The 15,688-nt window shown below is 31.5% G+C and carries 11 protein-coding genes; all 11 read left to right on the forward strand.

Annotated elements, in window-relative coordinates; all coding sequences use genetic code 11:
• Nucleotide 1: 1 nt before the first annotated feature.
• The 11 genes from ACXGSQ_RS09605 to ACXGSQ_RS09655 all read left to right on the forward strand — a co-directional run bounded on the left by ACXGSQ_RS09605 (nucleotide 2) and on the right by ACXGSQ_RS09655 (nucleotide 15,682).
• Nucleotides 2–541, forward strand: coding sequence for a hypothetical protein (locus ACXGSQ_RS09605; RefSeq protein WP_458625984.1), 540 nt, complete (start codon nucleotides 2–4; stop codon nucleotides 539–541).
• 55 nt (nucleotides 542–596) lie between these two features.
• Nucleotides 597–833 (forward strand): DUF6804 family protein, encoded by a 237-nt coding sequence (locus ACXGSQ_RS09610; protein WP_458625985.1) that lies wholly within the window; start codon nucleotides 597–599, stop codon nucleotides 831–833.
• A 618-nt stretch (nucleotides 834–1,451) separates the two neighbouring features.
• Nucleotides 1,452–6,266, forward strand: coding sequence for a RecQ family ATP-dependent DNA helicase (locus ACXGSQ_RS09615; RefSeq protein ID WP_458625986.1), 4,815 nt, complete (start codon nucleotides 1,452–1,454; stop codon nucleotides 6,264–6,266).
• 215 nt (nucleotides 6,267–6,481) lie between these two features.
• Nucleotides 6,482–8,788, forward strand: coding sequence for an EcoAI/FtnUII family type I restriction enzme subunit R (gene hsdR, locus ACXGSQ_RS09620; protein ID WP_458625987.1), 2,307 nt, complete (start codon nucleotides 6,482–6,484; stop codon nucleotides 8,786–8,788).
• Between the two features lie 101 nt (nucleotides 8,789–8,889).
• Nucleotides 8,890–9,408 carry a hypothetical protein gene (locus ACXGSQ_RS09625; protein ID WP_458625988.1) on the forward strand — a complete coding sequence of 173 codons (519 nt, stop codon included), beginning with the start codon at nucleotides 8,890–8,892 and terminating at the stop codon, nucleotides 9,406–9,408.
• Nucleotides 9,401–10,093, forward strand: a complete 693-nt coding sequence (locus ACXGSQ_RS09630; protein WP_458625989.1) for a nucleotidyl transferase AbiEii/AbiGii toxin family protein — start codon at nucleotides 9,401–9,403, stop codon at nucleotides 10,091–10,093. Before ACXGSQ_RS09625 ends, ACXGSQ_RS09630 begins: the two co-directional genes overlap by 8 nt.
• The gene (locus ACXGSQ_RS09635; protein ID WP_458625990.1) at nucleotides 10,090–11,592 is read left to right on the forward strand and encodes a class I SAM-dependent DNA methyltransferase; all 1,503 of its coding nucleotides are present in this window, start codon (nucleotides 10,090–10,092) and stop codon (nucleotides 11,590–11,592) included. The genes ACXGSQ_RS09630 and ACXGSQ_RS09635 overlap by 4 nt, the downstream gene beginning before the upstream one ends.
• A complete protein-coding gene (locus tag ACXGSQ_RS09640) occupies nucleotides 11,582–12,781 on the forward strand; it encodes a restriction endonuclease subunit S (protein ID WP_458625991.1) in 1,200 nt (399 codons plus the stop codon). Before ACXGSQ_RS09635 ends, ACXGSQ_RS09640 begins: the two co-directional genes overlap by 11 nt.
• Before the next feature lie 17 nt (nucleotides 12,782–12,798).
• Nucleotides 12,799–13,449: a hypothetical protein gene (locus ACXGSQ_RS09645; RefSeq protein WP_458625992.1), complete on the forward strand. Its 651-nt coding sequence runs from the start codon at nucleotides 12,799–12,801 to the stop codon at nucleotides 13,447–13,449.
• A gap of 74 nt (nucleotides 13,450–13,523) precedes the next feature.
• Nucleotides 13,524–13,784 (forward strand): hypothetical protein, encoded by a 261-nt coding sequence (locus tag ACXGSQ_RS09650; protein ID WP_458625993.1) that lies wholly within the window; start codon nucleotides 13,524–13,526, stop codon nucleotides 13,782–13,784.
• Nucleotides 13,785–14,134: 350 nt separating this feature from the next.
• Complete coding sequence (locus ACXGSQ_RS09655) at nucleotides 14,135–15,682, forward strand: reverse transcriptase domain-containing protein (protein ID WP_458625994.1); 1,548 nt, start codon at nucleotides 14,135–14,137, stop codon at nucleotides 15,680–15,682.
• The last annotated feature ends 6 nt before the right edge of the window (nucleotides 15,683–15,688 follow it).

Raw genomic sequence — 15,688 nt, forward strand, 5'->3', positions numbered from 1 at the left:
TATGGAAACAATAAGCTTTAATACACTATTACTAAAGACAGCGTTTTCCTGTATGGCTTGCGATGGAGATATTGATAAACGTGAAGTGAAATTGATAAAGCGATTACATAAGGAAAAAATGACTTTTGGTGAAATTGATATTAATTCAGAAATGGAAAAATTATTAATAGCTATAAACAGAGGTGGTCAACAATTTTTAAAAGATTATTTTAATCAACTTACTACTTCTGTATTATCTGAAGCTAACGAGTTAAAGTTAATTGAAGTTGCAATCGATACTATTAAAGCTGATGATGTTATTGAGTATAGTGAAATTAAGTTTTTCAAAGTTATTCGCTCAAAATTAAAAATTGGTAATCAACCAATTCTTGACAAACATCCTGATTTTGAGGATTATTTAGAACAAGATATTATTAGTGTTTCTTATCTATCTAGACTTCAAGAGGACTTCTTTGACACGCATATTTCAAATGAATTTGAATTGATTAGCGAAATAGATAGTGAGACATTAGATAGCTTTAAGGAAAGTAATGAAGAATAGTGATATATTAATAAAAATATCCCTATCAATTCTACTATTACTATGTTTACTAGACATGCCATATGGATTTTATCAATTCGTTAGGTTTGTGGCATTAATTGGTTTTGGTGTTCTAGCTTTTAAAGCCAAGGAGGAAAATAACAAAACCGAAATGGTAATTTACGGAGCACTAGCTTTATTGTTTCAACCCTTTTTTAAAATTGCGCTTGGTAGAGAAATATGGAATGTTGTGGATGTCGTTGTGGTTTTAGGTTTAATATTTAGTTTATTCAAAAAAAAACAAAGAGAATAACACTATAAACATAACTTAAATGATATGCTATATTAGAGCTATATATTGAAATTAGACATTCGTTTGTGTCCAATTCTTGTGATGAATTAAAAGTAAACTTTTTCCTCCAAAAAAATAAAAATTAAAAAAAAAGGAGATTGTTAGTAATTGCAGCTTTATTAATTTTAGGATTAATTAGTTGTAATTCTGCATAGTGGGAGTGTAATAAATGAAAGTAAAAGCATGTTTTTAACTTTATTTCGGTGATAAATCGTCCGAGGTACTATTCCACACCGAAATCATAGACCAACCTTCGTAGGTAATAAAAGAAACTATTAGTAAAATGACTAATTTGATGGGTGAAAAATAAAAATGAGTCAAAGTTTTTAATTTTTACAAAAACACCATAGAACTAATTATAACCTGTTCTTATTTTAAATAAATACTAATATTTTATTGTTTAAGGATAAACTTTTTTAATAATTTGATAATAAACGATGACGATAAATTGCATCAGGATTTTCTGTTTGTGAATCCATTACCTTTTGCTATATTTATATAAGAACAAATAATCAGATTAATATATTGTATTTAACACGAAATCTTTAAAATTTTTATTCTTTCTCATTCCAATAAATTATGATAAACAAAGTTCTCTACATTGACATCGAGACTACTGAGAATGGGAAAATAAAAGACGTTGGAGCTCTTTTTAATGGACAAGAATTACATGAAAACCAACTCATAAAACTTGAAAGTTGGATCAACCAAGCAGAATACATCTGTGGTCATAATATTGTAACCCACGATATTCCATTATTAGAAAACGTATTAGGAAATGGGATTTTTAGAAATAAAAAAATAGTTGATACACTATTGTGGTCACCTTTATTATTTAGTGACAATCCATATCATAAACTTGTAAAAGGCTACAAAATAGTAAATGATAGCGATTATAATAATCCCTTGTCTGATTGTAAATTAACTAAGGAATTATTAAGTGATGAACTAAATCGTTTTAACGAATTAGATAAAAACATACAACAAATCTACGCAAGACTTTTATCAGGTTTTGAGGCTTATTCTGGTTTTTTAGAATTAATAAACTTTCAAATAAGTAATTTTGATACTGCGTCTGAAATAGCAAATCTATTTAAGCATAAAATTTGTGATAGTGCTAATATTTTTCAATTGGTAAATGATAATCCTATTGAATTAGCTTATGCTTTTGCATTAATAAATACTAAAGAAGATAAATCTATTTTATCCTATTGGGTGAATAAAACAAAGCCTAAAACACAACAAATTTTAAATGATATTAGGTTTAAGTATTGTGGAGATGATAGTTGTACATATTGTAATTCCAATTTAAATCCTAAAAAGGCATTACAAAGTTATTTCGGATATGAAGACTTTAGAAGTTTTGATCAAGATGAAGAGGTGAGTTTACAAGAAAGAACAGTCAGAGCAGGATTAACTTCAAGTTCATTCGTCGCTGTATTTCCTACAGGTGGAGGAAAATCATTAACATTTCAATTACCAGCATTAATGAAAGGTTCCTTGTCTCGACAATTAACAGTTGTGATTTCACCTTTAGTATCCTTAATGAAAGATCAGGTTGAAAATCTTGAAAAACGATTTGATATCACAAAAGCAAGAGCTATAAATGGTCTTCTTTCTCCATTAGAACGACAAGAGGCTATTGAAAGAGTAGAACAAGGAGAAGTGCAACTGTTATACTTATCTCCTGAGTCTTTACGTTCACCAACTATATTAAGAATTTTAAAACAACGTTCAATTGCACGATTTGTAATAGATGAAGCGCATTGTTTCTCATCTTGGGGACAAGACTTTAGAGTAGATTACTTATACATTGCGGATTTTATTAAAGATCTCGAAGAAGATAAATTATATGGGAAAATTCCTGTGTCTTGTTTTACGGCTACAGCAAAGCCTCAGGTTATTGAAGATATTAAAACCTACTTTAAAACAAAACTCAACATTGAATTAATCGAATTTGTTACGAGAGCTAGCAGAACCAATCTAAGATATGAGGTCATAGACGTTAAAGATCCAAATCAAAAAATGAGTTCGTTGCTGCCATTATTAAAGGATTGTGAAAAACCTGCGATTATTTATGCATCAAGAACAAAGAGAGTTGAAGAAATCCATGGCTTATTAGAAAAAGCAGGATTTAGTTCTACGTATTTTCATGGAAAGCTAGATAAGGAAGTAAAGAAAGATCACATGGATGCCTTTATGCAGAATGATAAAAATATCATTGTGGCAACGTCTGCATTTGGAATGGGAGTAGATAAAGATGATGTAAAGTCTGTGATACATTATAATATATCTGACTCTTTAGAAAATTATGTTCAAGAAGCTGGACGTGCAGGAAGAGATGAAAAAATTCAAGCGAAGTGTTATATTTTATTTAATGAACAAGACTTAAATAAGCACTTTAGTTTGTTGCAGCAAACCAAGATCAACCAAAAAGAGATTCAGCAAATTTGGCAAGCGCTTAAGAATTTATCGAAATATAGAAAATCAAAAAAAATAAGCAATTCTGCTTTAGAGATTGCTCAAAAAGCAGGTTGGGATACCGAAATACATGAGTTAGAAACAAGGGTTAAAACGTCGGTTGCAGCTTTAGAAGATCAAGGATTTTTAAAACGTAAGCAGAATTCCTCTATGGTTTTTGCTGATAGTTTGTTGGTGCCTAATTTAGATAAAGCTTTAGTAAAAATACAACAGAGTCATACAATTACTGAAAACCAAATAAGTCATTGTTCAATAGTACTCCAACGAATAGTAAAAGATGATGAGTGCAGAATTGATTATTTGGCCGATAGAACAGGATTAAAACTGTATGAAATTAGGGATGTCATTGATATCTTAAGAGATCTTAAAATTCTGGGTGATGCTAAAGATTTAACGGCATTTATAAATCTTACACAGTCAGAAAAAGGTTCAAAAAAAACACTAGAGCGCTATCGGAAAATAGAGAAGGCCATGCACGATGTTCTAAAAAAGGATATTAAAATATCGATGCGACAGCTAAACCAAACCATAAATGATATAGACGTAAAATCTGAAATACACGAACTTAGGAATGTTCTTAATTATTGGGAAATAAGAAATTTTATCACAAAAAAACGTGTGGATCGCGAGAACGATTTATATCAAATAAAGATAAAAGACTACAAATCTTTAAATGAAGATATTGAATGGAGGCATGAGTTAACGTTAGATGTTTATGAGTTACTAGAGAAGTTTTATTTAAAACAGAAAAAAAATCGAAAAACTGAAGAAAAAAAGGATTTACCTGTGAGTTTTTCAATGTTAGATCTTAAAAACTCAAACCAATTATTTGGACAAATAAAAGAAGAAGATATTAAGCGGTACGAGAAAACGCTGTTGTTTTTAAATCAGATAAAATCTATAAAATTAGAAGGTGGATTTATGGTGTCTTATAACCGATTAAATATAGAAGACATTGATAGGTCTCTCCCAAGGTTCACATTAGAGAACTTTAATAAAATGGGGGAACATTATGATCACAAAACCCAACAAATACATATTGTTGGTGAATATGCTAAACGTAGACTTCAAAATTATGAATCTGCCTTGGCTTACGTCAATGATTATTTTAGTCAACCTTACGAAGAATTTATTGCAAAGTACTTTCCTAGACGTAAAATGGAAATTAGCAGACCGTTAACACCTGAAAGATTTAAGGAAATAGCAGGAGAATTAGATGTTGATCAGCGTAAAATTGTAGATGATAATAAATCAGATCATATTTTAGTTTTAGCGGGTCCAGGAAGTGGGAAAACCAAAGTGCTTGTGCACAAAATTGCCAGTTTACTGCTGTTAGAAGATATTAAACCAGAACAATTTTTAATGTTAACTTTCTCTAAAGCGGCTTCGTTAGAATTTAGAGCAAGAGCCAGAAAATTAGTGCCAGAGTATACTGGTTTAATTAAGATTACAACGTTTCATGGATTTTGCTTTCAATTATTAGGTCAACTAGGGGATTTAAAAAAGTCTGAAAATGTTATACAAGATTGTATAAAAGCGATTCAAAATGAAGATATCGATATTTCATCAATCGTAAATAAAAGTGTTCTGTTACTTGACGAGTTCCAAGATGTCAATGATGCGGAATGGCTATTAGTGCAAATTATAATTAAAAAAGCCAAGAACATTCGAGTTATTGCAGTGGGAGATGATGACCAAAATATCTATGGCTTTAGAGGATCGTCCAATAAAAATATGCTGGAGTTTAAAAGAAAATATAATGCCACTCCATACACCCTAATCAAAAACTACAGGAGCAGTTCGCATATTGTGGCTTTCAACAATGCCTTACTAAAAAAAATACCAAATCGATTAAAAACACTAGAATTAGAGCCGATTGAGAAAAGCTTAGAGTCCAATTTAAAACTCATTAGGTACAACACATCTTATCTCGAAAAAGCATTAGCAGAAAGTGTTGTTCGCGATAATTATTCTGGAACACGTGCAATACTCGTTAGAACAAATAAGCAAGCGTTAATGCTAAATACTTTTTTAAAGGAATTAGGTCAGAGAACACGACTTATTACAGGATTAGAAGGATTTAGTTTAGATCACTTATTTGAGTTAAGAACTTTCACTAATCATCTTAAACAAAATAGTAATGATGCTGGTCTCATTTTTAATAATCAATGGGATGCGGCTAAAGATCATTTTATAGCCGAACATAATTCGAGTATGCATTTTGAAATTTGTTTAAAAATAATTGAAAAGTTTGAATTAAACTTTAATAAACAAAAGCAGCTCATAGATTGGTATGAGTACATCCGTGAAATTAAAATGGAGGATGCGATAGATCCCGATTCAAATGCTATAATAATTGCGACCATGCATAAGTCCAAAGGTAAAGAATTTGATCATGTGTACCTGCTTTTAGAAGATTATGATTTTACGAAAACAGAGTCTAAGCGTGTCATTTATGTAGGTTGTTCTAGGGCAAAATTAAGTTTGCAGATTCACTGTAACTCATCTTTCTTTGATGAATTTGGCAAAAGCGGATTGTCTATTGTAAATTTTGAAGGCACAACAGAACAACCTAAACATTTTGAATTAATCCTTGGGCACAAAGATATTTATTTAAGTTCTCAGAAGTATCATAGAACAATAACTGCAATAAATACTTTGAAGTCTGGAGATCAACTTAGAAAAGGTATTGTGACGTTTGCTAATAACGATGCAGTAGGATTAGGTAAAGAAGACAATAGAAACGTATTGTTGTTTTCAAAAGCATTTATGACAAAAAAATATAACACTTTTATCAATGATGGTTATCAATTATTAAGCGGTAATGTTGAGTATTTGGTGTATTGGTATGATAAAGAAGAAGGTAAAGAGTATAAAGTGGTGTTGCCTAAAGTTAGGTTTGAAAAAGCGTAATTCAATCACTTAATTTTTAATATAATCAGATATAGAAATTTGTAACATATTTAGTGTTCAATATTACGGTTTTAGTAATTTAATCGTTTGAAAATTCCTTAAGTTTCACTTTGAAATTTGAAAGGTTTTAATACCTTTAAAGTTCCCTAGTTAATTTCTTTTTTTTACCTATTGTTTCAATTTTTTATTTGAATCAATATGACTATTACGTACTTATGAATAAACACATATCAGAATCTGATACAAGGGCTAACTTTATAGACCCAAAACTAGTTGATAGTAAATGGGAAGCCATTCACATAGTTAGAGAACACTATTTTACGGACGGAAGAAAATTACTAGGTAACAAACGCGGTAAACGTCTTTTTCTAGATTATTTATTAAAGTATAATAATACCAATTTAGCCATAATTGAAGCCAAAAAGTTAGGAGATCATCCTACAAAAGGATTGCAACAAGCTTTAGAATATGCCGAAAAGTTAAAAATCAATTTTGTTTATGCTACCAATGGCAAACAAATTTATGAGTTTGATAGAAGTTTAGGAAAAGGAAACTATGTAGATAATTTTCCAACGCCTCAAGAATTATACAATAGACTTTTTGGAGCTAAAAACAAACTAAAAGAACAATTACATAACATTCCATTTTTACTTACTGGTAATTTTCAGCCTAGATATTACCAAGAAATTGCTATAAATAAAACAATGGAAAGTATTGCTGATGACCAAAACCGTATTTTATTAACCTTAGCAACAGGAACAGGAAAAACATTTATTGCGTTTCAAATAGTACATAAGTTATTAACGGCGAAATGGAATATTGAAGGAGAAAATAGAAGACCTCGAATTCTTTTTCTTGCAGATAGAAATGTTTTAGCAGATCAAGCGATCAATACATTTAATCCTTACGAAAAAGATGTAATTAAAATTGATGGAGAAGAAGTACGAAAACGAAATGGAGTAGTGCCGACTAACGCATTTATCTTTTTTGCTATTTATCAAGCTATTGCAGAGCGTGAAGATATTGGTGGTTATTATAAAGAATATCCAGAAGATTTTTTCGACCTTATTGTTATAGATGAATGTCACAGAGGTTCTGCCAATGAAGAAGGCTCTTGGAGAGCAATTCTCGACCATTTTAGTCCAGCGGTTCACTTGGGCTTAACAGCAACTCCAAAACGTGATGATAATGTAGATACTTACAAATATTTTGGACAACCTATTTATGAATATTCTCTAAAAGAAGGGATTCAAGATGGGTTTTTAACACCATATAAAGTTAAACGTGTCACCACGAATATAGACGAATACATACATACTAATGATAGTAAAGTAATTCAAGGAGAAGTCACAAAAGACCGTTACGAACTTAAAGATTTTAATAAAAGCATAACCGTTAAACAACGTATTGAGTTGGTGGCACAAACCATCTTAAAGCAAATAGGTAAAATGGATAAAACCATTGTGTTTTGCAGCAACCAAGATCATGCGCTCGATTTAAGAGATTATATAAATAAGCACAAAGAAGTATCAGATATCAATTACTGTGTTCGTGTTACCAGTGATGAAGGTAAACATGGTAGAGAATTATTAGAAGCTTTTCAAGATAACGATAAAGACATTCCTGTAATATTAACCTCGTCTAAAATGCTAACTACGGGAGTCGATGCCAGAAACGTACGCAATATTGTGCTTACTGCACCAATTGGTTCTATGGTAGAGTTTAAACAAATTATTGGTAGAGGCACACGCGTTTTCGATGGTAAAGATTTTTTTACCATTATCGATTTTGTTGGAGCAACTAATTTGTTTTATGATGCAGCTTGGGATGGAGAACCTGAAGAACCAGAAGGTGAAGGAGCAGGAGGTGACCCCATACCAAAACCACCACGTAAGCCTGAAGTTAACGAACCAGGAGAACCTTACGAACGCAAAGAGAAATTAATTATAGAACTCTCTAACGGAAGACAATTAAAAGTTACAGACATTGATACACGCTATATAGACGAAAACGGAAAACCATTAACGGCTCGTGAGTTTCTAGAAAAACTAATTGGCGAATTACCTGCCATTTATAAAGACGAAGCACATTTACGTAAAATATGGTCTAATCCAGATACAAGGGCTGATTTATTATTAAAATTAGGCGATTTAGGTTTTGATAACGAACAACTGAATGATTTACGGAATATGATTGCCTCACCAGAGTGTGATATTTTTGATGTGTTGTCTCATATCTCTTTCAACTCTAATTTAATGACACGTAAACAACGTGTGAAGTTTGTAAAAGATGAGCCTGAGTTTTTTAAAGTTTATAAAAACTTAAAAGCGAAAGACTTTCTAGAGTTTATCTTAAACCATTATGAAAATTATGGTATAGAAGAATTACAACGCGATAAATTAGGAGATTTAGTAAAACTAAAATTAGGTACGACCAAAGATGCAAAAACGGCTTTTGGAGATATGAAGACACTTTTAGGCGCTTATTATAAATTACAGGAAAACATTTATAAAGCAGGATAATGATTTGTAATATTGCTTATCGCAATATGCAATTTAATTTTTGAAGTACAGTAATATATAATAAAATATGTGTTATATTGCGTATCGCAATATGCAATATCATGAAAAAAAACAACAATTTAAAACCGCAAGATATTTTAATTCTTTTAAAAATATGCACTTTAGCAAATCAAGAATGGTTTCAACATACAATAGCTGAAGATTTAGATATTAGTCAATCTGAAGTTTCAGAAGGTTTATCGCGTGCAAAATATTCTGGATTAATTGATGCAAGTCGTAAACATGTTAATGTGCTAAATCTATTGGAGTTTTTAGAGCATGGCGTTAAATATGTTTTCCCAGAACAACCTGGTGCAATTGTACGTGGAGTTCCAACGGCGCATTCGGCTAGTCCATTGTCTAATGAAATTCATGGAAATGAAAATTTCGTTTGGGCTTATGCTCGAGGCAGTATGCGTGGACAAGCCATACAACCTTTATATAAAACGGTGCCAAAAATTGTTTTAAAAGATCATAAATTACATGAAATACTTGCGCTTGTTGATGCCATTAGAGTGGGTAAAGTACGTGAACAACACTTAGCTATTTCATTATTAAAAGAACGGTTACAATATGCATAATCATACACCAATAAATTTAGATATTGTTGCTACAGTTGCGCAAGCATTAGGTGATCTTAACACAGAAGTGGTCTATATTGGTGGTGCTGTAATTAGTATCTATGCTACCGATGAAGGTGCAGAATTACCACGTGTAACTACAGATGTAGATGTTTGTGTTCAAGTATCTACGCTCAATGATATGGAGACCTTAAGAGAAAGGTTGGCAGAAAAAAATATCTTTCCAGATGCGACAGGTACACATTTGTATCGTTATACCCATAAGGGTATCCTTATTGATTTTATACCTTATGAAGCCACACCTTTTGGACCAACCAATTCGTATTTAAAACCGGGTTTTGAGCAGGCTTATGAAACACAAGTTGGTTCTGTCGAAATTTCAGTACTTCCTGTTACTGTGTTTTTAGCTACTAAATGGGAAGCTTTTAATGATAGAGGAGGCTCAGATCCTAGATGGAGTCATGATTTTGAAGATATTATCTACATTTTAGATAACAATACAGACCTATTAGAACACGCAAAAGTAGCAACGACCGAAGTCATAAATGCTTTAAAAGCATTAAGTACCTTTATACTAGAACATTCTAATAGTAGAGAAATTATAGAATGCCATATTAGTCCAATTACAGCACAAGAACGTGGTGAATTTATTACAGAAAAACTAACAGCCATAACAAACCTATGAGCATACAAAACAACATAGACAGAATTACAGATATCCTTCGTCGCGACGATGGTATCTCAGGTGCCATGCACTACACAGAGCAAATCTCGTGGATTCTGTTTCTTAAATTTTTAAACGATTACGAAGACAATAAAGCAGACGAGGCTTTTTTAGAAGGTACTGATTACAACTATGTTTTGCGTAAAGATTTACGCTGGCATCAATGGGCTTGCCCAAAAGACGACAACGGTAAACTCGATGTAAAACGTGCTTTAACTGGTGACGATTTAGTAGACTTCGTCAATAAAACCTTGTTTCCGTATTTACAAGCCTTTAAAGCAACCACTAACAATCCTAAATCTTTAACCTATAAAATAGGTGCTATTTTCGAGTATTTAGATAATAGAATCGCAAGTGGTCACACATTACGCGAGGTTTTAGATATTATTGATGCGCTAGATTTCCAAAGTAGTGATGAGTTGTTTGAGCTCTCGCAAGTCTACGAAAACCTACTAAAAAGTATGGGAAGCGATGGTGGAAACTCTGGCGAATTCTATACACCAAGAGCCATTATAAAAGCTATGGTAGAAACCACAGATATTAAAGTAGGCGATACCATTTATGATGGAGCGGTTGGTTCTGGTGGTTTTCTGGTTGAAGCTTTCGATTTTTTAACGCAAGATGGTAAAAAAGAAAAACTATCTGCCAAAGATTGGGAAACCATACAAAACGATACTTTTTTCGGACAAGAAAAAACTAGTTTGGGATATGTAATGGGTATGATGAACATGATTCTACACGGAATAGAAAGCCCAAACGTATATAAAGGCAACACGCTTACCCAAAATATACGCGATTACCAAGAAAAAGACAGACACGATGTTATTTTGGCAAATCCACCATTTGGAGGCAAAGAAAAAAAGCAAATTCAACAAAACTTTCCTGTAGAAAGTAATGCTACGGAAATCTTGTTTATGCAGCATTTTATGAAAATGCTAAAACTAGAAGGTCGCGCAGCTATTGTTGTGCCAGAAGGCGTACTGTTTCAAACCAATAATGCCTTTACTAAAGTAAAACAAACCTTGTTAGAAAACTTTAATGTACATACTATTGTAAGTTTACCATCTGGTGTGTTTTTACCGTATAGTGGCGTAAAAACCAATATTATTTATTTTGATAGAAAAGGCGCAACCAGCAATATTTGGTATTACGATGTTACACCGCCTTATAAGCTTACCAAAAACAAACCCATAAGTTACGAGCATATCAAGGAGTTTGTACACCTATTCCATAACCCAAAAGAACGTAACATAACCAATGCTAAAACAGATGAAACTTGCCATGACTGGACTGTAAACGTAGCGGACATAAAAGACTACGACCTTAGCGCCAAAAACCCGCACAAAGTAGTTGAAGTAATACACCAAAGCCCTAAAGAGCTATTAATGGCTATTAAGCAAAACGATACTGAAATAAATACATTAATGAACCAAATTGAAAGCTTGATTGATGGGGAGTAAACAAATTTATAAACCAATTAAGGATTGTTGTTTACTAGTTACTGATGGTGCACATAAATCACCTAAGACTTTAGAAAAAGGATTTCCTTATATAACTGTTAGAGATATAGGTAATGATGGATCAATAGATACAACTAATTGTAAAAAAATTAGTCTTAAAGATTTTAAACTTTTAGTCGATGGAAATTGTCAGCCACTCAACGGAGATATACTTTTTTCAAAAGATGGAACCGTTGGTAAGGTTGCGCTTGTGAAAAATGAAAAGGAGTTTGTTGTTTTGAGCTCTTTAGCAATTTTAAGACCAGATAGAAAAATAATTGATTCAAATTTTTTTAAGTACATAATGCTAAGTCCTAATATTCAGGATGAAGCAATAGGTTTAAAAACAGGAGCCGCTATTAAAAGAGTTGTGCTCAGAACTATAAAGGAAATAAAAATCCCACTTCCACCATTACCAGAACAACAACGAATTGTTACAAAATTAGATGGTTTGTTTGCCCAAATAGACCAAGCTATTGGTTTGTTAGAAGAAAATATTTTGCATACGCAGGCTTTAATGGGGTCTGTGTTGGATGAGGAGTTTGGGAGGTTGGAAACTAAAGGAATTAAGTTAAAAGCAATAAGTGAATTTGCAAAAACAAAAAGTGGAGGGACACCAAGACGTAGTGAAAGACAATTTTGGAAAGGAAATATACCTTGGTTAAAATCAGGTGAATTAAATGATTCTTTTAAAATAGTAGAAAATACGGAATTTATTACAGAAATCGGTTTACAAAAATCATCTGCTTCTTTATTTACAAAAGGAACTTTACTTATGGCAATGTATGGTGCAACAGCTGGTAAATTAGGAATTCTTGGAATGGATGCTTGTACCAATCAAGCTGTTTGTTCTATTCAAAATAATAAAGGCTTGTTTGATGAAATTTATGTTTATTTCTTTCTGTTATCGCAAAGAGACAGAATTATCAGAGAAAGTTCAGGAGGTGCACAACCAAATATTAGTAAAGGTTATATAGATAAATTAGAAGTTCCATTGCCTGATTTAAAAACTCAGAAATTGCTATCTAATAAGTTTTTTGATTATCAAAATGGGATTAATTCAGTTGTAGAAACCCAAACCCAAAAACTAACCAATTTAAAAGCCTTAAAAAGCAGTTTGTTAGATCAGGCTTTTAAGGGAGAGTTGTAAGTATAAATAATTGTCATATGAAAGTAGTACTAAAAATTGATTGTTGGCATAAGTTCAATAAAAATTTAAATTTGGATTATGTGTCATGGGAAGTAAATACGTTATTTATTGGCACATTTAATCCTGGTTGTTGTAATGAAGAAAATAGTGCAGAATGGTTTTATGGCAGAACAGAACGTAACATGTTCTGGAATACTTTAGGCTATATTTATGAACAAAATCCATTACTAGGAACAGAGGGAAATCCTGATGATTGGAAATCCTTTTGTGAAAGAAACAAATTAGCTGTAACAGACTTACTTAAAAGAGTAAATAAAGTTGTTGCTAAGGATTTGAAAGAGACATTATGTAAAAATTTTAGTGACAGTAAACTAGAGCCATTCATTTTGCAAGATAATGTCTTACCTACAGAGATTTCAAACTTAATAGAACAATCCTCTAACTTACAAAACTTAAAATGTGTCTACCTTACGAGGGCAACTACTAACAGAGCATGGAATATACTCTGGAAACCTATAGCAGATGTTTGTAGAAAAAGAAAAATCCATGTAGCTAAATTAACAACACCTGGAGGTTTTAATTATTTTCAGTTTAATGAAAACTTTCCTAGAACACCCGAGAATTTAGCGGAGTTATGGGAAGCAAAAGGGTTTAAGAAATGTAATTAATTAAACAAATGTAACGCTTAAAAAGCTGTTTGTTAGATAGGGATTTTAAGGGGGATTTGTAAAAAATATTAAGAATGAAAAAAGAAGAGTATAGCTATATCATTGTTGAAAGTTACAAACCAAAAGTAAATAGAGGTTATCATGGTGAAATACACATTAAACCTATTTCAGGTCAAGAACCTTATACTGAAGATATGCATGTAGAATGTTCTAAAGTATTGAGTAAAGAGCATCCTGTTGGAACAAAATTTAAAATAAAAGCAAAAATAACGAGTAAAGAAGGTGGCCAACCATTTGCTTACTCTCATTACTCTTGGCCTTTTGAAGTGGTATAATAAAAAATTAATAAAATGGGCCAGAAGGTCGGAATGTTACGTTTTACTCAGTTTTACTTTCTAAGATTTACGTTAGATTGGAAGGATGATACCATTTTCCAAATTTTCACCCAATAAAGTGAATAAGGAGGAGATGGTTGACAACAGCGTCATAACTGTTGGCTTCCTGAAGTTGCATTTGCTGTTTAATGTTCTAAGCATTTTAATGATGTTTAAGAGGGTTATTACAAAGATAACAATTTCTATACCTGAAAAGAGTAGCGTCGCAATAGCTCATTACGAGTGAAAGCTTCGAAAGGCATGTACATTCTAAACCTGCTACTATTAGTAACTGGCCCTATTTTTAAATTATGGAAACAGAAGATTGGTTTAAATTAAAACGTTACCCGCACATTGGAGAGCCATTATCATTGAAAGATTATAAATGGATCAAATCTTATGTGGGAGATCCTCTATTTGTAAAAAAGCATAGTTTTTTACCTTTAATTCATAAGTGTATCATTAAACGTAAATATAGAGCTGATACTATTGATCTTGTTAGAAATAAAAAGGGTGAGCGTATGCGATTTATAGATAAACCTAAAGTTAGAGATATCTATTATGCTTCTCATTTAGACTCTATCGTGTTTTCTTATTATAATCATTTAATTAGTGACGCGTATAAAAATCTTATTGAGACCAAAAATTTTAATGAGTCCATAGTTGCCTATCGTAAAATACCTATAGCTGTTGGTTCAGATAAAAATAAATGTAATATCGATTTTGCCAAAAGTACTTTTGAGTTTATAAAAAAAAATGAAAACAAAAAAATTACAGCAATCGTTGCAGATGTCACTGCTTTCTTTGATAATTTAGACCATAAGATATTAAAGAAACAATGGTGTAAAGTTTTAAATGAAACAACTCTTCCAGAAGATCATTATAATGTCTTTAAAGCTTTAACTAATTTACATTATGTAGAAGGTGATCAATTATATAATAGTTATAATGGAACGATGCTTGTTGAAAAAGGTGTGCCTAATTCATCGAAAGACAAAGAGTTAAAAAGAATTGAAATCAAATCTAATAGTTACTTCAAAGAGAAAAATGCTGTTGCCTATTGTACAAAAGAAGAATTTTTAGCAAATAATTTAAATTTAATTATTTCAGCACAAAATAAAAAAGGTATTCCACAGGGAAGCCCAATTAGTGCAACTTTAGCTAATATTTACATGCTTGATTTTGATCAAGAAGTGTTTGATAAGGTGGATGCTATAGGAGGTTACTATCAAAGATATAGTGATGATTTAATTATAGTCTGTGAACAGGAATACGAAGACGATATAATAAAATTCATACGTGATAAAGTTAAAAATTTAGCAAAATTAGAAATTCATCCTTCAAAGACTGTTGTTTATAGGTTCGAAGAAATAGATGGTATTTTTAAAGGGTTTGAAATTGATGAAATTTCAAAAGAACATAACTATAATAAATGTTTAGAATATTTAGGGTTCTCTTATGATGGGCAACGGATTCTTATAAAAGACTCAGGTTTTTCTAAATTTTATAGATCGATGAAACGATCATTTAAAAAATCTAGTTCTTTAGCGATTCACAGTAAAAATCCTGATAAAAGTTTATTTAAGTCAAGATTGTACAAACGATTTACACACAGAGGAGCAAAGCGCAAAATGATTTATCATCCATCTAAGGCAGATCCTAAAATATATGAGAAAACAAAAAAGTATTATTGGGGCAATTATTTAAGTTATATCTATAAAGCAAATGATAGCATGAGAAATTTAAATGGAGGTAAAGATGTTATTAAAAGACAAAGCAGAAAGTTTTGGAATCGCTTTTATAAACTAATGAGATTTCATGAATCTAAAATAAGTAGTACTAAAAAAGTTAAATTGTAACTTATG

The organism is Winogradskyella sp. PC D3.3 (assembly GCF_054366245.1).